The 21,027-nt window shown below is 72.2% G+C and carries 17 protein-coding genes; 5 read left to right on the top strand and 12 right to left on the bottom strand.

The annotated features are described in order from the left end of the window. Positions 1 to 37 precede the first annotated feature (37 nt). A complete protein-coding gene (locus IF28_RS0111715) occupies positions 38 to 1,054 on the bottom strand; it encodes an aspartate-semialdehyde dehydrogenase (protein WP_030217591.1) in 1,017 nt (338 codons plus the stop codon). Between the two features lie 311 nt (positions 1,055 to 1,365). Here IF28_RS0111715 and IF28_RS0111720 point away from each other — a divergent pair, with 311 nt between their 5' ends. Together IF28_RS0111720 and IF28_RS0111725 are read left to right on the top strand one after the other, a co-directional pair. Next, on the top strand, positions 1,366 to 1,905 hold the full coding sequence (locus IF28_RS0111720) for an RNA polymerase sigma factor (RefSeq protein WP_030217594.1): 540 nt from the start codon (positions 1,366 to 1,368) through the stop codon (positions 1,903 to 1,905). A 1-nt stretch (position 1,906) separates the two neighbouring features. Then, positions 1,907 to 2,761, top strand: coding sequence for a hypothetical protein (locus IF28_RS0111725; protein ID WP_051713715.1), 855 nt, complete (start codon positions 1,907 to 1,909; stop codon positions 2,759 to 2,761). 65 nt (positions 2,762 to 2,826) lie between these two features. Here the strand turns inward: IF28_RS0111725 and IF28_RS0111730 are convergent, their stop codons facing one another. Beyond that, a complete protein-coding gene (locus IF28_RS0111730; protein WP_030217600.1) occupies positions 2,827 to 6,138 on the bottom strand; it encodes a S8 family serine peptidase in 3,312 nt (1,103 codons plus the stop codon). Between the two features lie 252 nt (positions 6,139 to 6,390). Here IF28_RS0111730 and IF28_RS0111735 point away from each other — a divergent pair, with 252 nt between their 5' ends. After that, positions 6,391 to 6,843, top strand: coding sequence for an NUDIX hydrolase (locus IF28_RS0111735; RefSeq protein ID WP_199808979.1), 453 nt, complete (start codon positions 6,391 to 6,393; stop codon positions 6,841 to 6,843). 94 nt (positions 6,844 to 6,937) lie between these two features. Here IF28_RS0111735 and IF28_RS0111740 read toward each other — a convergent pair whose 3' ends face one another. Together IF28_RS0111740 and pepN are read right to left on the bottom strand one after the other, a co-directional pair. Further along, positions 6,938 to 7,990, bottom strand: a complete 1,053-nt coding sequence (locus IF28_RS0111740; RefSeq protein WP_030217607.1) for a hypothetical protein — start codon at positions 7,988 to 7,990, stop codon at positions 6,938 to 6,940. A gap of 195 nt (positions 7,991 to 8,185) precedes the next feature. Beyond that, positions 8,186 to 10,768 carry an aminopeptidase N gene (pepN, locus tag IF28_RS0111745; protein WP_030217610.1) on the bottom strand — a complete coding sequence of 861 codons (2,583 nt, stop codon included), beginning with the start codon at positions 10,766 to 10,768 and terminating at the stop codon, positions 8,186 to 8,188. Between the two features lie 137 nt (positions 10,769 to 10,905). On the opposite strand from pepN, the gene IF28_RS0111750 reads away from it, so the two are divergent. Continuing rightward, positions 10,906 to 11,553, top strand: coding sequence for a DsbA family protein (locus IF28_RS0111750; RefSeq protein WP_030217617.1), 648 nt, complete (start codon positions 10,906 to 10,908; stop codon positions 11,551 to 11,553). A 3-nt stretch (positions 11,554 to 11,556) separates the two neighbouring features. Here IF28_RS0111750 and IF28_RS0111755 read toward each other — a convergent pair whose 3' ends face one another. From IF28_RS0111755 to IF28_RS0111790, 8 genes are all read right to left on the bottom strand, one after another. Then, positions 11,557 to 11,799, bottom strand: coding sequence for a hypothetical protein (locus IF28_RS0111755; protein ID WP_030217620.1), 243 nt, complete (start codon positions 11,797 to 11,799; stop codon positions 11,557 to 11,559). A gap of 218 nt (positions 11,800 to 12,017) precedes the next feature. After that, positions 12,018 to 13,400, bottom strand: coding sequence for an amino acid permease (locus IF28_RS0111760; RefSeq protein WP_030217623.1), 1,383 nt, complete (start codon positions 13,398 to 13,400; stop codon positions 12,018 to 12,020). A 120-nt stretch (positions 13,401 to 13,520) separates the two neighbouring features. Continuing rightward, positions 13,521 to 14,417 carry a TauD/TfdA dioxygenase family protein gene (locus tag IF28_RS0111765; protein WP_030217626.1) on the bottom strand — a complete coding sequence of 299 codons (897 nt, stop codon included), beginning with the start codon at positions 14,415 to 14,417 and terminating at the stop codon, positions 13,521 to 13,523. Between the two features lie 23 nt (positions 14,418 to 14,440). Continuing rightward, entirely contained in the window at positions 14,441 to 15,781 is a 1,341-nt protein-coding gene (locus tag IF28_RS0111770; protein ID WP_030217630.1) for an LLM class flavin-dependent oxidoreductase, read from the bottom strand. 108 nt (positions 15,782 to 15,889) lie between these two features. Next, positions 15,890 to 16,636: an ABC transporter ATP-binding protein gene (locus IF28_RS0111775; protein ID WP_030217634.1), complete on the bottom strand. Its 747-nt coding sequence runs from the start codon at positions 16,634 to 16,636 to the stop codon at positions 15,890 to 15,892. Then, a complete protein-coding gene (locus IF28_RS0111780) occupies positions 16,612 to 17,463 on the bottom strand; it encodes an ABC transporter permease (RefSeq protein ID WP_030217637.1) in 852 nt (283 codons plus the stop codon). Before IF28_RS0111780 ends, IF28_RS0111775 begins: the two co-directional genes overlap by 25 nt. Next, a complete protein-coding gene (locus IF28_RS0111785) occupies positions 17,460 to 18,524 on the bottom strand; it encodes an ABC transporter substrate-binding protein (RefSeq protein WP_030217639.1) in 1,065 nt (354 codons plus the stop codon). Before IF28_RS0111785 ends, IF28_RS0111780 begins: the two co-directional genes overlap by 4 nt. Positions 18,525 to 18,735: 211 nt before the next feature. Further along, positions 18,736 to 19,929 (bottom strand): ROK family transcriptional regulator, encoded by a 1,194-nt coding sequence (locus IF28_RS0111790; RefSeq protein WP_030217642.1) that lies wholly within the window; start codon positions 19,927 to 19,929, stop codon positions 18,736 to 18,738. Positions 19,930 to 20,396: 467 nt separating this feature from the next. Between IF28_RS0111790 and IF28_RS0111795 the strand changes: the two genes are divergently transcribed. Next, positions 20,397 to 20,981, top strand: coding sequence for a biotin transporter BioY (locus IF28_RS0111795; protein WP_030217646.1), 585 nt, complete (start codon positions 20,397 to 20,399; stop codon positions 20,979 to 20,981). The last annotated feature ends 46 nt before the right edge of the window (positions 20,982 to 21,027 follow it).

Raw genomic sequence — 21,027 nt, forward strand, 5'->3', positions numbered from 1 at the left:
GCGGGCCCCCGGTCGCCCGCCGCTCGCGTCGTGGGGGTCAGCCGCGCAGCTCCGCCGCCACCAGCTCCGCGATCTGCACGGCGTTCAGCGCCGCGCCCTTGCGGAGGTTGTCGCTGGAGACGAAGAGCGCGAGGCCGTTGGCGACCGTCTCGTCGGGGCGGATACGGCCGACGTACGACGGGTCCTGGCCGGCCGCCTGGAGCGGGGTGGGGATGTCGGTGAGGACGACACCGGGAGCGTCCGCCAGCAGCTCGGTCGCGCGCTCGGCGCTGATCGGGCGGGCGAAGCGGGCGTTGATCTGCAGGGAGTGCCCGGAGAACACCGGGACGCGCACACAGGTGCCGGAGACCTTGAGCCCGGGGATCTCCAGGATCTTGCGGGACTCGTTGCGCAGCTTCTGCTCCTCGTCGGTCTCGTTCAGGCCGTCGTCGACGAGGTTGCCGGCCAGCGGCAGCACGTTGAAGGCGATGGGGCGCTGGTAGACACCCGGCTCGGGGAAGTCGACCGCCGCGCCGTCGTGGGTCAGCTTGTCCGCCTCGTCGATCACCTTCGACGCCTGGCCGTGCAGCTCCGCGACGCCGGCGAGGCCGGAGCCCGACACCGCCTGGTACGTGGCGACGACCAGCGCCTCCAGGCCCGCCTCGGCGTGCAGCGGACGCAGGACCGGCATCGCGGCCATCGTCGTGCAGTTCGGGTTGGCGATGATGCCCTTGGGGCGGTCCGCGATCGCGTGCGGGTTCACCTCGGAGACGACGAGGGGGACCTCGGGGTCCTTGCGCCAGGCGGAGGAGTTGTCGATCACGACCGGGCCCTGCGCGGCGACCTTCTCGGCCAGCGCCCTCGAGGTCGCGCCGCCCGCGGAGAACAGCACGATGTCCAGGCCGGAGTAGTCGGCGGCCGCCGCGTCCTCCACCGTCACGCCGTCCAGCTCCGTGCCCGCCGAACGCGCCGACGCGAACAGGCGCAGCTCGGTGACCGGAAAGTCGCGCTCCTTGAGGATCCTGCGCATGACCGTGCCCACCTGACCGGTGGCTCCGACGATTCCGACCCTCACGGCGACTCCCTACGTGTCCTGATTCGTTCCTGAATGCCTGGCCGAGGCTCTTCCATCATGCGGCCGACCACGGCCCGCCTGTCCAATTCTTTGCGGAGCCTGCCCGCACAGTGGGACGGACCGGCGGCGGCCACCGGTTGCGGACCTTCGGCCATAACCCCCCTGAACTGCAGAAATTCGACTTCTGGGGGCCGTGGACCGCAAGGTCCCCTGCCCCGTCCGGTACCGGCCACACGGAGGTGTGACGTACGCCTCTGAACGTTCCGGGCGGGACCGGCGTCGTAGGGGAAACAGTGTGAGGGGGGTGGCCGGTGCTGCGCGGAAGGAGCCGGCGCGGCCGGGGGCCGTCGTACACCGCGGTGGACGACGACCCGCTGGACGCGGCGCAGGAACGCCGGGTGCGGGCGGTGCTCGCGCTCGGCGGGGTGCCGCAGGCGGACCTGCCGGACGGGGTGCAGCAGGTCCGGCTGCGGCTGCTGGAACGCGCGGCGAGCGGGCGGGAGGCACCGCGGGACGTCTCGGCGTGGGTGGCCGTGGTCGCCTCCAACCTCGCCATGGACTGGCACCGGGCCAAACGCCGCCAGGAGCGGATCGGGGAGCGCCTCGCGTCGCTCCGCCCGGCTCAGGCCCCTTCCGGCGAGGAGACCAGCGTGCTCTCCCTCGCCGTCGCCCGCGGCCTGGACGAGCTGCCCGACGCACAGCGCCAGGTGGTCGTGCTGCGCTTCTACGCCGACCTGCCGGTCCGGTCCATCGCCGAGCAGCTCGGCGTCCCGGAGGGCACGGTCAAGAGCCGCCTGCACACGGCGGTACGCGCCCTGCGCACCCGCCTGCACGAGGACGAGGTGGTCTGACATGCCATCCCACGACGAACACCACGCCCCCGACCACGAGGCCGACGCCCCGACGCCCGCCGGCCAGGGGGCGGGCGCGTCCGGAACCCGTGACGGCGGGGTGGACGTGCTGATGGCCGTTCTGCTCGACGAACCGTTGTCCGCGCAGGGCCGGGAGGATCCCGCGGTCGTGGCGGCGCATCGGGCGGCCGCCGCCGATGTCGCCGTGCTGCGGGAGCGGCTCGGGCTGATCGGGGACGCCCTCGCCGCGCCCGCGGAGCCGGGCGTGCCGGCGGGGCGCGACGAGGCCGGGGGCGAGGTCCGGGAGCGGGTGGCCCCCCGGGCCGCGGTGCGGGGCGGGCGGCGGGCCGGGCCGGGGGCCGGCTCCCGCGGGCCCCGTCGCGGGCGGCCCGCGCGGGTCGCGCTCGGGGTGCTGGTCGCCGCCGTCGCCGCCACCGTCGTCGCCGGCATGGGGTGGCTCGTGGCGCAGCCGGGGGGTGTGTCCGGGGCGTCGGACAGTGGTACCGCCGCTCAGGCGGACTCCAAGGAGGCCGCCGGTGTCGCCTTCGGCAGCCCCCGCTATCTCGCCTGCGCCCGGCTCGTCGCCGAGGGCACCGTGCTCGCGGTGGAGCGGATGGCCGGTGCCGAGCGGGTCACGCTGTCGGCGGGCCGCTACTACAAGGGCGAGGGCGAGATCGTGTTCCTGCGGGACCCCGCCGCGGGTGCCCCGCTGCACGAGGGCGACCTCGTGATGGTCGGGATGCCCGCCGGCGGGCAGTACCCCGACGCGGTGATCGTCGGGGAGGCGGACATCGCCCGCGAGCGGCCCCGGATCATCGCCGCGCTCCCCGAGGCCCGCACCCTCACCTGCGGCTGAGGACGAGGAGGACGAAGGGGCGGGCGCCCGTACGGACGCCCGCCCCTTCCCGGATCACCGGCCCGCTACGGAACGACCTTCTCGATCGCCACGTTGCCGAGGCCCGCGACCGTGCCGCGCGCGTTCACCAGCTGCACGCGCCCGAAGAACGCGCGCCCCTCGGGAGCCGCCGCCGCGACGGTGACGTCACCGGAGACGGTGGCGGTGTCGCCCGTGCCGAGCTTCACCGGCGTCGAGTCGTCGACGCCGACGGAGCCGAGCGAGGCGGAGAAGAACACGTCCAGGTAGTCGTAGTCCGTGGAACCGGCCGGAACGGAGTAGCCCGCGACCTCCACGGTGTACGTACCGGCCGCCGGGGAGGCGATGGAGACGGACTCCTCCGAGTCGCCGTCGGCGGACTGGGCGACCTGGACGCCGTCGGCGTCGTAGACCGTCAGGTCGAGGTCCGCGGAGGCGTCCGTGACGTTGCCGATGGCCACGTCGAGGGAGGTGGCGCCCGCGGGCACCTCGACCGTCGTGGTGTGGGTGTCACCGGTCGCGATGGCCGGACGGGCCGTCTTGGACGAGCCGAGCGGGCCGCCCACGAGCTTGCCGTCCAGCGCGGCGAACTCGTTCGTCACCGTCCAGGAGACGGCGGCCGGCGTGCCGATCTTCGCCTCCGGCACGGTCACGGTCTCCGGGTCGAAGGCCGCGCCGAGGACGGCGACGTCCAGCTTGTAGGGGTTGTCGAGCAGCGGCGAGGTGCGCCGGGCCTCGACCTCGATCTCCCACACGCCCGGCTGCGGGTCGGCGTACGAGCGCACGTCGGGACGGCAGCCGTTGCCGTCGTTGTAGTTGTTGTAGCAGTCCGGCGTCGAGGTGCTGTCGGCCGGGACGCCGTACGGGTGGATGGCGATGAACCGGGTCTGGCTCTTGTCCTTCAGCCCGCTCATCGCGATCTCCAGCGTCCTCGCGCCCTCGGGCACGGTGACGAAGTAGGAGGTCGTGTCGTTGCGCTGGGCCGTGCCGCGCGCCGAGAAGGTGTGCCGCAGCGGCGCGGAGACGACCACGGTGCTGAGGATCTGCTGGTCGACGCCCTCGGTGCGCGGGTCGTCGACCTCCAGGATCGCGCTCTTCAGCCCGGCCGAGCGCGGTGCGGCCTGCACCTTGACGGTGACCGGCTGGTTCAGCGGCAGCCGGACGTCGTCGTCGCCGACGATGCGGAAGGTGTGGTCGGCGTTGTTCTCGAGGCCGAGCTCGTGCCGGACCGGGCGGTCGGGACCGGACGTACGGGTGATCGTGACGTCGTACGTCTTCTTCTGGCCGGCCTTCAGGCCGCCCTCACGGTCGTAGAGGCCCGTGCCGAAGCCGGGGGTCGCCAGGAACTGGTCGATCGCGGTGTCGACCGGCGCCTTCACCGTGTAGTCGTGCGCGGTGGCGCCGTCGCGGATGGCGTCCCAGGCGTCCTCGATGTCGATGAGGCCGGCGCCCTCCTCGTACGCCTGCACGCCCTTGATGTGCTCGGCGGTGGAGGTGAGGGCGGTGCGCAGGTCCGCGGGCGTCAGCTCGATGTGCTTCCGCTTGGCGGCCGACAGCAGCAGCGCGGTGGCGCCGGTGGCCTGCGGGGACGCCATCGAGGTGCCCTGCAGCATGCCGTAGCCGGCCGGGAGGCCGTAGCCCGCCTCGGCGACCGGGGCGCCCGGCATCCAGGTCTGGATGGTGTTGATCGCCGCGCCGGGCGCGACCAGCGTCGGCGTGAAGCCGCCGTCCTCACGCGGACCGCGCGAGGAGAACGGCATCATGGCGTACTTCGTCTTCACCACGGAGCCGTAGTTCGCGGCCCAGGTCTCCCTGGAGACGGACGCGCCGACGGAGATGACCTTGTCGGCCAGACCGGGGTCGCCGATGGTGTTGGCGCCGGGGCCGGAGTTGCCCGCGGAGATCACCAGCTGGACGCCGTAGGTGTCGATCAGGCGGGTGTACAGCTCGGCGCGGGCGTTGTTGCCGTCGTTCAGCGCCGGCAGACCGCCGATGGACATGTTGACGATGTCGACGCCGCGCTCGGTGACGAGGTCGATCATGCCCTCGGTGAGGGCCACGTTGGTGCAGCCGCCGGACCAGGTGCAGGCACGCGAGGAGACGATGTTGGCGCCGGGGGCGGCGCCGTCCATCCGCCCGCCGAACAGGCCGTTGGCGGCGGTGATGCCGGCGACGTGGGTGCCGTGCTCGGACTCGATGACACCGATGTTGACGAAGTCGGCCGTCTTGCCGACCCAGTCGCCGCCGTACGGGTCCATCGGGACGTCCTCGCGGATCTCCACGACGAACGGCTGCCGCTCGGCGATGTCGGTCTTCGGGTCGTCGGTGCCGAAGTACCCGATCTGGAAGCCGTCCTTGTACGGCTTCATCGGGGTGTCGTCGCCGAAGTCCTGGTTGTTGTTCAGGTCGACGCGGACCGTCCCGGAGGCGGCGTCGTAGAGGACGCCCCAGGAGTCGGTGGTGTCGCCGTCGCGGTTGGCGTCGCCCTTGGCGTCACCACCGGTGGTGTACGACTCCAGGAAGGTGCTGATCCGGTACGAACCCGCCGGTGCCCGCCAGGTCCTGCCGCCGTAGGTGAACGCCGGGCCGGAGACCGAGGAGACCATCGGGCGCCAGGTCTGGTCGCTGTCCACGATCGGGTCGGTCGCCGTCACCCAGTCGACGATCTTGCGCTCGCCGGTGGTGGTCTTCTGCAGCGCCGGGTGGCCGAGGTCCACACCGGAGTCGAGGATGCCGATGGTGACCCCGCGGCCGTCCGCCTTCGGGTTGTCCTCGACGAAGTCGACGGCACCGGTCTCGAAGGACGGGTTGTACGGGTTCTCCGCGGGCGTCCGCCGGTTCGGGGCCGGATAGGCGCCGGAGCCCTTGGAGCCCCCGGCCTTCTGCGCGGTGTCCGCGCTCGGCGTGGGGTCGTCCAGCGGGATCTCCTCGCGCAGGTCGACGCCGTGCACGGAGGAGAGCTTGGCGGCGGCGGCGATCGCCGCGTCCGCCTTGCCGGTGGGGACGGTGGCCCTGACATAGCCGAGCCGGTCGTGCGTCCGGCCGACCGAACCGCCCTTGACCGCGTCCAGCTGCGCGGCGACCTGCTCGGTCTTCCCGGGGGCGGTGGCGATCATCAGCGTGACGTTCTTGTCGCCGGCGGCCTTGGCCTCGGCGAGCAGGTCCGCGTCGTCGGCGCCGAGCTTGTCGTGCGCGGACTTGACGTCCGCGTCGGCGGGCGCGGCGGGCGGGTTGTCGGCGGCCATGGCGAGGGGTATCGGCCCGGCCGCGGAGAGCGCGGCGACGAGGCCGGCGGCCACGGCGATACGGGCCACGCGTCTGGCGCCGGGTATCGGTTCGCGCTGGGGGGAGTGGGTCATCGGCATCCCTTGTAAGTAAAGGAACGATCGTTGAGCGACCGGAGCCGGTCGACCCTGGTCGCGACGGCCCGGAACGTGATCCCGGACGATCGACGAGCCTTATGCAAGAGGTGCGTGTTTGGCGAGAGTTGGCCGCGCCGAAATGGATGTGTGGGGAAAACCCCCGATGCTCTTATGGGGAGATGAGCACCCGAAGGTGACAAGTCGCCCTTGGGTACCCCGCGGTACCGGCCGCCGGGTTAACGTCCCCGGATGCGAAGGAATCTGCGGGTGGCGGCCTACGCCGTGGTGGTGCGCGACGGACAGCTCCTGCTCGCCCGCTCACCGGTGCCCGGCGGCACACCCGAGTGGGTGCTGCCGGGCGGGGGCATGGAGCACGGCGAGGATCCCCACGACACCGTGCGCCGGGAGGTCGAGGAGGAGACCGGCTACCGCATCGAGGTCACCGGACTCCTCGGTGTGCACTCCACCCGCCGCACCTTCCCGGCCCGCTTCGGCCGCTCCGTCGACCACCACGGCGTACGGCTGGTCTACGAGGGCCGTGTCACCGGCGGCGAACTCAGGAACGAGATCGGCGGCTCCACCGAACTCGCCGCCTGGCAGCCCCTGGACGCCGTCCCGGACCTGGTCCGCGTCCGCCTGGTCGACATCGCGCTGCGCCTGTGGCGGGAACGGCCGGCGGCCGGACGCGTGGAGACGGCGTAGGGCGCGGCCGGCGAGCCGCACCGGTCCGGCTTCCCCGTGGGACGAACGCACGGTGACCGCACCGAACCGCTGCCGGGGAAACCCTGACCCCCGCCTACCGGGGCAGCACCCTCACATACGCCGACGGCTCGCGGTCGGCCGAGGCCATCAGCGCCGTACGGACGACCGCCGCCTGCTGCTCCATCGCGTCCCGGAGCCGGCGCGGGGTGACGTGGACGACCGTGATGCCCAGGCGTTCCAGGTGCTCGCGCTTGCGGACGTACTCCGACCACTGGGCCTCGTCCTCCGGCCGTCCCCCCGGGCGCGGGGCGCGGGTGTCCAGCTCCACGGCGACCGAGTGCTCCGGCCAGTACGCGTCCACGCCGCCGAGACGGGGCCCGCCCGGCAGCCCGAGGTCGACGTTCCAGCACGGGTCGGGCAGCCCGTGGTCGCGCACCATCCGGTACAGCCGGGACTCCGCCAGTGCCCGCCCCGCCGCCAGCAGCGAGTCCACCGCGTCCACCACGTGCGGCCGGTTGAGCAGCTTCGCGGAGGTCAGCTCCCGCACCACCGCCGCCGGATCGCAGAAACCGCCGCGCACCGCCTCCGTGAGCAGCCGGCGCACCGTGCCCGCGTCCCGCAGCCCGGCCACCGCGTCGGCGAGCGCCCGCGGCACCGGCGCCACCGGCACCCCCGTGACGTGCTCGGGAACGGGCAGCTCGGGCGCGCGGACGATACGGGCGGGGCCCGTCGAACGCAGCCGGCGCAGCCGCGGGACCAGTACGTCGAAGGTCTCCAGCGACGGCAGCGGGGGAGCGGACGGGAAGCCGTGCAGGGTCAGCGCGGCCAGCCCGGTGATCATCGCCTCCGGGTACAGGGGCGCGGCCGGGCCCTCCGTGCCGGGCTGGGCGGGTACGCCCCCGGTCCGCACCCGGGCCGCGTACAGCAGCACCGCGTGCAGCCGCTCCTCGCTGGTGGGCGGTCCGGAGTGGAGCAGGACCACGCCGGGCAGCAGCTGCCGCCAGGGTCCCCCGGGGCGGCACTGCGCGCCGGTCTCCGCGGCCGGGACACCGTGGGCGCGCAGCTGGGCGTGGGTCAGCACCCGGCGCCCGGTGACGCCGGCGAGGTGGTGCAGGGGGAGGGGGGAGAGCGGGGTTTCGTGGTTCATGACCGGCAATTTCCCGCCCCGGAACCGGGCCCGAACCCGTGTTACACGTCCGTCGACAAACAAGGACAAGCCCGCGCTAAAGGACGCCTGTTCGGATACCGAAAACCCCTGGTCCGTTCGGACACGGACCAGGGGTTACGGCCGCTGATGACCGGATTCCGTAACGATGACGGAACGCCCGACCATTGGCCAAAGCTAGCCCTCGGTCGCCGCCGCGTCGCAGGCCTGTCCGCGCAGCGCGCGGGCCAGGTCGTCACGGGACTCCAGGACCAGCCGGCGCAGCGCGGGGGCCGCGTCCTCGTGGGAGGCGAGCCAGGCGTCCGTCGCGTCCAGCGTCGCCTGCGAGTCCTGGTACGCGGGGAACAGTCCGCGCACCACGTCCATGCCGATCTGGATGGACCGCCGCGTCCACACCCGCTCGATCGCCGCGAAGTACTTCTCCGTGTACGGCGCGGTCAGCTCCCGCTGCGACGGCTGCGCGAAGCCCGAGATGGTGGCCTCCACCAGGGCGTTGGACAGCGCGTCCGACTCCACGACCTGCTCCCAGCACCGCGCCTTGACCGCCGCCGACGGACGGGCGGCCAGACAGCGCACATGGTGCCGCTTGCCGGAGGCGGTGTCGTCCCGGGCCAGTTCCTCGTCGAGCCGCTTCTCGTCGGCCACGCCGTGGGCGGCCAGCGGCTCCAGGAACGCCCAGCGCAGTTCCTGGTCGACCTCCAGCCCCGGCAGGGTCACCGTGCCGTCGAGCAGCGCGGTCAGCAGCTCGAAGTCGGCCGGTACGTCGGCCACGTGGGCGAAGAACCTCGCCCACGCCAGCTGGTGCTCGCTGCCCGCCTCGGCGGTGTACATCTGGAGCGCGGTGCCCTCGGCGAGCCGGCGGCCGGCCTGCTCCCGGTGCTCGGGCGCGGTGTAGTGCACCGCGGCCGACTCCGCCCACGCGTGCAGCATCTGCAGCACGCCGATGTCGGACTCCCGGCCCGCGAACTTCAGCACCAGACCGATGAACTCCCGGGCCGGCAGCAGCGCGTCCCGCGTCATGTTCCACAGCGCCGACCAGCACAGGGCGCGGGCCAGCGGGTCGGTGAGGTCGCCCAGCCCGGCGCGCAGGGCCGCGAGCGAGGTCTCGTCGAAGCGGGTCTTGCAGTACGTCAGGTCGTCGTCGTTGACCAGCACCAGCTCCGGCGCGTCCGCGCCCGCCAGTTCCGTCACGACCGTACGGGCGCCCTCGACGTCCGTCCCGGCCTGCGCGTAGCGCTCCAGGCTGCCCGAGTCCGTGCGCCGGTACAGGCCCACCGCCACCCGGTGCGGGCGCAGTTCGGGGTGGGACTCCGGGGCCTCCTGGAGGACCGCCAGCTCGTCGATCCGGCCGTCCTCGCCCAACAGCACCTGCGGGGTGAGGGAGTTGACACCGGCCGTCTGCAGCCAGGCCCGCGACCAGGCCGCCATGTCACGGCCGCTGGTCTCCTCGAGGACCGACAGCAGATCACCGAGGCGCGTGTTGCCGTACGCGTGCCGCTTGAAGTAGCGCCGGGCGCCCTCCAGGAACGCGTCCTGGCCGACGTACGCCACCAGCTGCTTGAGCACCGAGGCGCCCTTGGCGTAGGTGATGCCGTCGAAGTTGAGCTTGGCGTCCTGGAGGTCGCGGATGTCCGCGGTGATCGGGTGCGTGGAGGGGAGCTGGTCCGCGCGGTAGGCCCACGCCTTGCGGCGGTTGGCGAAGGTGATCCAACCGTCGGTGAAGCGGGTGGCGCCGACCAGCGAGAACGCGCCCATGAAGTCCGCGAAGGACTCCTTCAGCCACAGGTCGTCCCACCACTCCATGGTGACCAGGTCGCCGAACCACATGTGCGCCATCTCGTGCAGGACGACGTTGGCCCGGCCCTCGTACGACGCCCGCGTCACCTTGCCCCGGAAGATGAACTCCTCCCGGAAGGTGACCATCCCCGGGTTCTCCATCGCGCCGAGGTTGTACTCGGGCACGAACGCCTGGTCGTACTTGCCGAACGGGTACGGGTAGTCGAAGTGGTCGTGGAAGAAGTCCAGGCCCTGCTTGGTCACCAGGAACACGTCGTCGGCGTCGAAGTGCGGGGCGAGACCCCTGCGGCACATCGCGCCGAGCGGGATCTCCAGCCGGGTGCCGTCCTCGAAGGTCCGCTCGTAGGAGTCCGTCACATAGTGGTACGGGCCAGCCACCACGCAGGTGATGTACGTCGGGATCGGCTTGGTCTCCGCGAACCGCCACACCCCGTCGGCGAGTTCACCGGCCCCGTTGCTCCACACCGTCCAGCCCTCGGGCGCGCGCACCTCGAAGCGGTAGGGCGCCTTGAGGTCGGGCTGCTCGAAGTTGGCGAAGACCCGGCGGGAGTCGGCCGGCTCGTACTGGGTGTACAGGTACACCTCGCCGTCCTCCGGGTCGACGAAGCGGTGCATGCCCTCGCCGGTGCGGGAGTAGGCGCACCGCGCGTCCACGACCAGCTCGTTGTCGGCGGCCAGGTCCTCCAGCAGGATCCGCGACCCGTCGAAGACCTGGCCGGGGTCCAGGTCCCGGCCGTTGAGCGCAAGGGCCGTCACCTCCGGCGCGATCAGGTCCGCGAAGCTGCTCGCGCCCGGCTCGGCACAGCGGAACCGGACGGTGGTGACCGACCGGAAGGTGCGCGGCTCCCCGCCGGTGTGCTCGCCGATGGCGGACCGCAGGTCCAGGGACACCTCGTACCCGTCGACGGACAGCAGGACTGCCCGCTCCCGGGCCTCGTCTCGGGTCAGATTCTCACCGGGCACGGGCGGCACTCCTCAGGCGTCGTCGACAGGAATGAACAGGACCGATCCTGCCATGTGCCCCTGACGCGGGGCGGGCGGGAATGGCGAGGACCGGCCTTGTTGTTCCCGGGACAAACCTTTCCCTCTTGAGGAGCGACATGTCGGACAAGTCTCCCGCCACGCCCGTCGACTTCTGGTTCGACCCGCTGTGCCCCTGGGCCTGGATGACCTCCCGCTGGGTGCGGGAGGTGGAGAAGGTGCGGGACATCGAGGTCCGCTGGCATCTGATGAGCCTCGCCGTCCTCAACGAGGACAAGCTCGACGAGCTCCCCGCCGAGTACCGCGAGATGCTCGAGGTCAAGGCCTGGGGTCCGGTCCGGGTGGTCATCGCGGCGCAGCAGGAGCACGGCCCCGAGGTGCTGGGCGACCTCTACACCGCGCTCGGCACCCGCATCCACAACCAGGAGGAGGGTCCGGGCAAGGAGACGGTCGCCGCCGCGCTGAAGGACGTCGGTCTGCCCGAGTCGCTCCTGGAGCACTGGGACTCCACCCCGTACGAGGCCGAGCTGCGCGCCTCCCACAAGGAGGGCATCGACAAGGTCGGCCAGGAGGTCGGCACCCCGGTCATCGCGATCCCCGGCCCCGGCGGCGAGGAGATCGCCTTCTTCGGTCCGGTCGTCACCCCGGCGCCCCAGGGCGAGGAGGCCGCCCGGCTGTGGGACGGCACCCTCGCGGTGGCGTCCGTCCCCGGCTTCTACGAGATCAAGCGCACCCGCACGAAGGGCCCGGACTTCAGCAACCTGTGACCGTCACTCGGGCGGCAGCAGTCTGACGGGCGCGGGGAACGGATCCCGGACGAAGGGCAGACGCAGGGTCCGGCACTCCTTGCCGGTCTCCGGGTCCACCACGTTCACACAGAGCCAGAGGTCGTACGCGACTTTGCGGTCGAGCTGCTTCCTCGCCCTCGTTTGTTCCTCGCCGGTCAGCAGGCGGTGCTCGTGCTCGCCCTTGCAGGTCCCGCAGGGCAGCGTGCGTCTCCTGGATGTCGTCATCGCCCCACGGTGGCCCGGATCACCGCATACCGGAAGCTCCCGCGCGAGTCACTCCCCCGGAGGGGGGACCCCCATTGCGGGGGCTTCCGGTTCTTCCCCTGCCGGGTGAACGGTGAGAGGACGACCACGCGGCACGCCGCAGAAATGGCTGTCCGGGAGCTCCCGGCACGCGATACGGCCCCCGCGTGTCCACGCGGGGGCCGTCACACAGGACCGGGTCAGCCGTGGGCGTGCGCCCGCCGCTGCCGGACGTACCCCACGGCCGCCAGGGCCAGCGTCATCGCGCCCGTCGACAGCAGCTGTACGCGGGTGTCCGGCTCCCGGACCATCAGGACGAAGACCGCCGCCATCCCGGCCAGCGCCACCCAGGTCAGATACGGGTACGCCCACATCCGCACCACCAGCTTCTCCGGTGCCTCGAGCTCCAGCCGGCGGCGCAGCCGCAGCTGGGAGACGGCGATGAGGATCCAGACGACGAGGATCGCCGCGCCGACCGTGTTCAGCAGCCAGGCGAAGACGTCGTCCGGCCGCCAGTAGCTCAGCAGCACGCACAGGAAACCGAAGCACGAGGAGGCGAGGACGGCGGTCCGCGGCACCCCGCCCGACACCCGGCCGAGCGCCTTCGGCCCCTGACCGCGCCGCACCAGGGAGTAGCCGATGCGGGAGGCGCCGTAGATGTTGGCGTTCATCGCGGACAGCAGCGCGACCAGGATCACCACATCCATCAGCCGGCCCGCGCCCGGGATGCCGAGCCGGTCCAGGGCGGCGACGTACGGGCCCCGCTCGACCACGGCCGGGGAGTCCCACGGGACCAGGGTGACGACGACCGCCATCGACCCGACGTAGAACAGCGCGATCCGCCACATCGCCGTACGGACCGCGCGGGCCACGCCCCGGACCGGGTCCTGCGACTCGGCCGCCGCGATGGTCACCGTCTCCAGACCGCCGTACGCGAAGACGGAGGCGAGCAGCCCGATCACCAGGCCCTCGGCGCCGCGCGGCAGGAAGTCGGTCAGATGGGAGGTGCCCGGGGAGTCCGTGCCCGGCAGCACACCGGCGATCGCCAGCACGCCCAGCACCAGGAACAGGGCGATCGCGCCGACCTTCAGGGCGGCGAACCAGAACTCGAACTCGCCGAAGTTCTTCACCGCCGTCAGGTTCATCCCGCAGAACACCACGACGAACAGCGCCACCCACGCCCACTCCGGTGTGCCCGGCAGCCAGCCGCTCACGATCTGCGCCGCGCCGATGCCCTCCAGGCCGACCACCGTGCACAGCAGCACCCAGAACGACCAGCCGGCGGTGAACCCGGCCCAGGGTCCGATCGCCCGCTCGGCGTGCGCGGAGAAGGAACCCGACGACGGATACGCGGCGGACATCTCGCCCAGCATCCGCATGACGAGCATCACCAGCAGGCCGGAGAGGGCGTAGGCGACGACGATGGCGGGTCCGGCGGCGGCGATGCCCGCCCCCGACCCGACGAACAGCCCGGCGCCGATCACCCCGCCGAGGGCGATCATCGAGAGATGGCGCTGTTTCAGGCCGTGCGAGAGGGAGACGCCGTCCGCCTCGGGAGGCGTCTCGACAGAGGTGCGGGGCATGGGCGCGGCACGTCCAATGCGGGAGGAGACAAAACGCCGCCCAGTCTGGGCGGCCTTCCCGCGTGCACGGGGAGGCCGCCCAGCATATGGACACGTGTCATGCGGAGTGTGACAGTCCGCTTACCCGGCGACGGTGGTGTAGTGCGAGGCGTCCCCCTCGACCGAGTAGGACTCCTTGCCCTCGATGCCGACCGGGATGTCACCGGCGACGGTCACCCGGTGCAGCCGGCGCGGCAGACCGTCGTAGTTGTCGACGGCGTAGTGCTGGGTGATGCGGTTGTCGAACAGCACCAGCTGGTTGGGCGACCAGCGCCAGCGCACCACGTTCTCCGGCCGGGTGACGTACGCCTGGAGCAGGTCGAGGACCTTGCGGGACTCGCCCTTGGACAGACCCACGATCCGCTGCGCGAACCCGCCGATGAACAGCCCGCGCTCACCGGTCAGCGGGTGCACCCGCACCACGGGGTGGACGGTGCGGTACTTGATCGAGGTGAACCGGGCCCGCCGGGCCGCCTCGTCCTCGTCGACCGACTCCTCCGGTACGGCGTAGTCGTAGTCGTTGGTGTGCTCGGCCCACAGGGTGTCGGCGAGCCGCCGCAGCGGCTCGGGCAGGTCGCGGTAGGCGGCGGCCGAGTCGGCGATCAGCGTCTCGCCGCCGTAGGGCGGGACCGTGATGCTGCGCAGGGTGCTGGCCTGCGGCGGGTTGAGGACGAAGGTGACGTCCGTGTGCCAGTTGTTGGCGGCGCGGCCGCCCTCGCTGTCGACCGGCAGCACGTTGGGGGCGCCGTCCACGGCGGGCACCGTCGGATGGGCGCCGGTGATGTCGCCGAAGTGCCGGGCGAACGCCTGCTGGCCCTCGTCGTCGAGGTTCACGTCGTCGAAGAGGAGGGTTTTGTGGGTGTTCAGCGCGTCCCGGAGCGCGGCGACGGTCCCGTCGTCCAGCGGCCGGGAGATGTCGACGCCGGAGACCTGCGCGCCGATGTGCGCGGTCACCTTGGTGATCTCGATGTCGGTCATGGTGCGGTTCCCTTCGGATCGGGTCAGACGAGGGCGGGTACGCCGGTGAGGTGCTGGTTGGCGGGGCGGGGGAGTCCGTAGCGCTCGCGCAGGGTCTGCCGGGGGCCGTACTCCGTGCGGAGCAGGCCGCGGGCGCGCAGGATCGGGACGACGTGGTCGACGAAGGTGTCCAGGCCGGACGGCAGCACGGGCGGCATGATGTTGAAACCGTCGGCGGCGCCGAGGGAGAACCACCGCTCGATGGTGTCGGCGACCTGCTCGGGCGTGCCGGCGAAGGTCAGGTGACCGCGTCCGCCGCCGAGCCTGCCGATCAGCTGCCGCACGGTGAGCCGCTCGCGCCGGGCCAGCTCGACGATGAGCGTGTAGCGGCTCTTGGCGCCCTCGATGGCGTCCTCGGACGGCAGCCCGTCGGGCAGTTCCGCGTCCAGGGCGAGCGAGCCGGGGCCCAGCCGCAGCAGCTCCTCGAGGCGGCGCACCCCGTGCTCGTGCACGATGTGGTCCTCCAGCTGCCGCTCCCGCGCCAGGGCCTCCGCCTCGGTGGAGCCGATGACGGGCACGATCCCGGGCAGCACCTTGAGGTGCTCGGGGTCGCGTCCTGCCGCCGCCGTACGGGCCTTGAGGTCGGCGTAGAAGTCCTGCGCGTCGGCGAGGGTCTGCTGGGCGGTGAACACGGCCTCCGCGTACCGGGCCGCGAACCGCTTGCCGTCCTCGGAGGAGCCCGCCTGTACGAGGAGCGGGTAACCCTGCGGGCCGCGCGGCACGTTGAGGGCGCCCTCGACACTGAAGTACGTGCCCTGGTGCCGCGGCGGATGGATCTTGGCATCGTCGCCCCACACCCCGGCCGCCTTGTCGGCGACGATGGTGTCGTCCTCCCAGCTGTCCCACAGCTTGAGGGCGACGTCGAGGAACTCGGCGGCACGCGCGTACCGTTCGGCGTGCGCGGGCTCGGCGTCGAGCCCGAAGTTGCGGGCGGCCTCGGCACCGGCGGTGGTGACGACGTTCCAGCCGGCCCGTCCCCCGCTGATGATGTCCAGCGAGGCGAACTTCCGGGCCAGGTTGTAGGGCGAGTTGTACGACGTCGACGCGGTCGCGATCAGACCGATGTGCTCGGTGGCCGTGGCCAGTGCGGTGAGCAGCGTGAGCGGTTCGAGAGCCCCGGCGGGCCGCTGGGCGACGGTGTTCCACAACTGCGGCCCGTCGGCGAGGAACAGGGAGTCGAAGGTCCCGCGCTCGGCGGTACGGGCCAGCCGTACGTAGTGCTCGAGGGACACATGGGCGTACGGATCACTCTCGGGCAGCCGCCAGGAGGCCTCGTGATGACCGGTGTTCATGAGGAAGGCGTTGAGGTGGAGCTTTCGAGGCATGGGGGAGTCCCTCTTCCGGGCCAGGAGGTACGGGTCTTCGGACGTGGGGCGGCTCGGCGGCGCGGTCCGCCGCATCCGGCCCGTCGGGCGATGGCGGACGAGGCCCGTTCAGGGCCGGAGCGGGGGCCCGGGGGCGCCGGCCCCCGTATCGGTCACACCAAGGGCCTGGAGCAACCGCGCGCGGTACTCGCCATGTGAGTGCGGACCCTCACGGTCGACCATCAGGTCGACCTCGATCCGCCCCCGCGAAAGCACCAGCACCCGGTCCGCCAGGACCACGGCCTCATCCACGTCGTGGGTGACCAGAAGCACCGACGGCCGGTGCCGCTCCCACAACTCCCGTAGCAATGCGTGCATCTTGATGCGGGTCAGCGCGTCGAGCGCCCCGAACGGCTCGTCGGCCAGCAGCAGTTCCGGCTCCCGCACCAGCGACCTGGCCAGAGCGGCCCGCTGCGCCTCGCCCCCCGACAGCTCGCTGGGCCACGCCCGCTCCCGTCCGCCGAGACCGACCTCAAAGAGGGCCTGTCTGCCGCGCTCCTCCGCGTCCGCGCCGTCCAGTCCCAGCAGGACGTTGGGCAGGACCCGGCGCCAGGGCAGCAGCCGGGAGTCCTGGAAGACCACCGACACCTTCTCCGGCGCGGTGAGCGTCCCGCTGCCCGCGACCCCGTGGTCGATGCCGGCGACGGCGCGCAGCAGGGTGCTCTTTCCGGAGCCGCTGTGTCCGAGCAGGGCGGTGAACTGCCCGGCGGGCAGGTCGAGATCGATGTCGTCGAGGACCGTACGCCCCTCGAAGGAGCGGGTCAGCCCGCGCAGCCGTACGGCGGGCCGGGTCAGCTGCTCAGTGTGCGGCGCCATGACAGCACCCTCCGTTCGATCAGGCGGACGAGGGTGTCCGAGACGAGGCCGAAGATGCCGTAGACGACGAGGCCGACGAGGATGACGTCGGTCTGGCCGTAGTTCTGCGCCTGGAACATCATGTAGCCGAGTCCGCTGGTGGCGTTGATCTGTTCGAGGACGACCAGGCCCAGCCAGGAGCCGGTCACCCCGAGCCGCAGCCCGACGAAGAAGCCGGGCAGCGCGCCCGGCACGACGACCTGCCGGACGAAGGCGAGCCGGGACAGCCCCTGCACCTCGGCCAGTTCCACGAACCGGTGGTCGATGCCGGAGAGCGCGGAGTGGGTGTTGAGGTAGATCGGGATGTAGACGACGATGGCGATGATCGCGATCTTGAACGTCTCGCCGATGCCCAGCCACAGGATGAACAGCGGGATCAGCCCGAGCGTGGGCACCGCCCGGTTCAGCTGCACGCTGCCGTCGATCAGCGCCTCCCCGGTCCGGCTGAGCCCGGAGGCGAGCGCGAGGACGACGCCCGCGGTCAGCCCGATGGCGAAGCCGGAGCCGGCCCGCCGCAGCGAGGTGAGGATGTCGTCCGGCAGGGTGCCGTCGGTCCACAGCCGTACCCCGGTCTCCAGCACGGTCCAGGGCGCGGGGATCGCCCCGGGGTCCAGCCGGCCGGCGGCGGAGGCGGCGGCCCACAGGACGAGGACGAGCGCGGGGCCGAGCAGCCGGGAGGCGGGCAGCCGTCTGCCGGGGGACAGCCGCCGTCGCCGGCGTACCTGGTGCTCCTCCTCCTCGACGGCTGCGGGCGGTGCGGGCGCGGTGGTCGTGGTCACGGCGGTCACCTCCGGTACTCCTCGGGTACGGCCTCGGCGGCCAGGGGCTCGAAGCGCCGGTCGAAGAGCCCGCCGACGTCGAACTTCTTCACATAGCCGCCCTCCGCCAGCAGATCGGCGGTCTCCTGCTCCCAGGCGACCGCCTCGTCCCAGCTCGGCGGGAACAGCGGCTTGTTGGCCAGCGCGGTGACCGACTCGGCCTGCTCGAGGGTCAGGTTCTGTGTCTTGACGAAGTACTCCCGGTTCCACTCGTCCGGGTGCTCGTACTGCCACACCGCGCCCTTCGCCCAGTACGGGATGTACGCGGCGACCGCGGCGGCCTTCGCCCGGTCGGCCAGCACGGTGGCCGGCGCCCACAGCAGGTTGAGCAGGTCCACCACGTCGGTGGGGATGGTCCGGGCGCCCTTGTCCCCGTACTGCTTCAGATAGGACGGCGCCTGGGTGTTGCCGAGCGGGGCGATGTCCACCTGCCCGGACTGCAGGGCGGTGAGGAACTGGTTGCTGGTCAGCGGGATCAGCTCGGCGTCGTCGTACCTCAGTCCCGCCTCCTTCAGGGCGCGCAGCAGCACGACGCCCTGCGCCTGCCCCTGGGAGAACGCCAGCCGCTTGCCGCGGAAGTCCTCGACGGTGCGGATGCCGCTGCCGGGTTTCGTGGCGAAGAGATAGTTGGGCCTGCGGGTGATGTTGATCGCGACGATCTTCGCGTCGAAGCCCTGGTAGTACGCCTGGATCGGCGGTATCCCGGCGTTGTTGGCGAGTTCCAGGGACTGGGAGCGGAAGGCGTTGATGACATCCGGGCCGGCCCCGATGTTCAGCCAGTCGTCCACCGTGAACGGCAGCTCGCCGAGCCCGGCGAGCTTCAGCTGGAGCTGCTGGACATTCTGGAACGAGGAGATCTTCAGACGCGTACCGGCGGGGACCTTCTTGGCGAGCGGGTCCTTCAGGGACGCCGTGTCGGCCGCGGCGCCGGCCTCGGCGCAGCCGCTCAGCCCCGCCGCGGCGGCGGTGACGCCGAGCAGGGAGGACAGGAAGAGCCGTCGGTCGATGCCGGACGCTGGGGGTGCGGGCATGGAGAACTCCCGGAGTTCTTGAAAATGACACAGTGCGGAAAAGGGGCGATGAATTCCGGGCAGGAAAGGGCCACGGAAGGGAATTCACGCGGAGAGGGACGGACGCTGCGGATGCTCGCGCGTCAACGTGTCAGCAACAGAGGGTGCGACAGCTCATGACCAGGAGTTTCCTGTCCTCGGGTGAGGTCTGTCAATATTCGGAGTTTCTGAATTAATTCAGCTCTGGTGAAACGCCCAGCGGATCCCGGTAGAGGACGTCGAGAGCCACCGAACCGCCGGCCACGGCCAGGACGGAATCGGGGAAACTCGTCGGTACGACCGTGGCCGCCCGCTCCGCGTCCAGTTCGGCGCGCAGCGCGGCGAGGCAGTCCGGCCGGTGGATCACACCGATCTCGGTGACCACGACATGCTCCGGATTGAGCACATCGGTCAGCAGCCGCACCGCCCGCCCCGTCATACGGGCCCGCTCCCGCAGCAGCCGTACGGCAGACGGCTGACCGGCCGCCGCCGCGTCCACCACCCGTGCCGGGTCCGCGAGCCCGGCCCTGCGGCACAGGGTGCTTTCGCTCAACTCGGCCTGGAGGCAGCCGACTCGCCCGCAGGGGCAGGGTTCGGTGCCGCCCGCGAGCGGCAGATGGGCGATCGCCCCCGCCTGGGAACGCGGACCGTGGTGCACCTCGTCGTGGGTGGCGAACGCCGCGTCGACCATGTTGCCCGCGAACAGGTGCAGCGCGCTGCGGCTGCCGCGGGCCGCCCGCCCGAACAGCCGCTCCGCGTCGGCCAACGCCCGTGCGTGCCCGTCCACATGGACCGGCAGTCCGGTGTGCCCGGCGAGGATCTCCCGCACCGGGACCTCGCGCCAGCCCAGCAGCGGATGGTCGACGACGGTGCCGGCCTGCCGGTCCACCCAGCCGCCGGCCGCGAAGCCGACACCCAGCGGCCGGGCGTCCGGCACCCGGCGCAGGAGCGCCGACAGCCCTTCGGCGGCCCGCGCCAGCGTCCGTGCGGGCGGCTCGGGTCCCTCGTGCCGCAGCCGCCGCTCGGCCAGCACCCGGCCGCGCGGATCGAGCAACGCCACCGTGGTGTGGGGCACCGCCACATGCACCCCGCCCACCACCAGCCGCGAAGGGTCCACGTCCACCGGCAGATGCGGCCGGCCGACCCCGCCCGAGCGGCGGGGCGCGGCGGCCTCCCGGATGAGTCCGCGCCGGGTCAGCCGGGCGCAGTGGCCGGTCACCGAGGCGGGGGACAGGCCGGTGAGCCGGGCGATGGTGCTGCGCGCCACCGGCCCGTGCTCCAGCACGGACCGCAGCACCACACTGGCACTGGTCCGCAGCCGGTCCGGATCGGCGACCCGCGACACGGGGGAGCCGGAAGGGGATGGGGGTGCCACGGTACGAAGCATGGGGAACTTCCTCGGGAACGGGTCCGACACTGCGCCGTCGTACGGGAGTCGAGGCGCGCCGGAGATCCGCTCCGCCCGCCTCGCTAGCCGAGGCGACAGGCGGTGGCGCCCACGCGTCGCAGATCGACGTGGCGACGCGAGGTGAGGTTCCGAGACTGGGCGACCATGGCTCGAAGCTAGCAAACCGGTTCCGCGCTGCCCAGACGGCGACCGACGGGCGAGACGGCACCCGCGAACCCGTGCGGCCCGTTTGGTGGTTCCCTACAGCCGCGCTTCCCCGCCGCACTGTCGGCGAAACCACGTCACCTCAGTGACCGGTGTCACCTCACGCCCCTTCACCACCGGTTCTTTGTCCGGAGCCCACCAAGTCCGCGTCGGCGCCTTTGTCGACCGCTGACGGTGATCGGCGCACGGGCGCCGGTATAGCGTCGCGGTGTCCCCAACTGCCCTCACCCCGCGGAGACCCCATGAGCACCGCCACCGTCACGTCCGCCCGATCCGGACAGGTCCTCGCCGACCTCATCCCGGCCTCCCGCGTCCGGGACGCCGCGCTCGTGCTCGGCGGCGCCGCGCTCACCGGCCTCGCCGCCCAGATCGCGGTGCCCGTCCCCGGCTCCCCGGTGCCGGTGACCGGCCAGACCTTCGCCGCGCTCCTCGTCGGCACCGCCCTCGGCGCCCGCCGCGGCTTCGCCTCCCTCGCGGTGTACGCGCTGGTCGGCGCGGCCGGTGTGCCGTGGTTCGCGGAGGGCGGGTCCGGGACGGCGATGCCGTCCTTCGGCTACATCCTCGGCATGCTGCTGGCCTCCGTGGTGGTGGGCGCCCTGGCCCGCCGCGGCGCCGACCGCTCCGCCTGGCGCACGGCCGGCACCATGGTGCTCGGCTCGGCGATCATCTACGCCGTCGGCGTGCCCTACCTCGCCCTCGCCACCGGGATGTCCGCCTCCGCCGCGATCGCGGCCGGCCTGACCCCGTTCCTCGTCGGCGACGCCCTGAAGGCCGCCCTGGCCATGGGAGTACTGCCCACCGCCTGGAAGTTCGCCGGCAAGCGGTAGCACCGGTTCCGTACGGCAGGAGGCTCGTGGGACGCCGCACGGCGTC

The sequence above is a fragment of the Streptomyces sp. NRRL WC-3626 genome (assembly GCF_000718785.1).
In the GTDB taxonomy this organism is placed as follows: Bacteria; Actinomycetota; Actinomycetes; order Streptomycetales; family Streptomycetaceae; genus Streptomyces; species Streptomyces edwardsiae.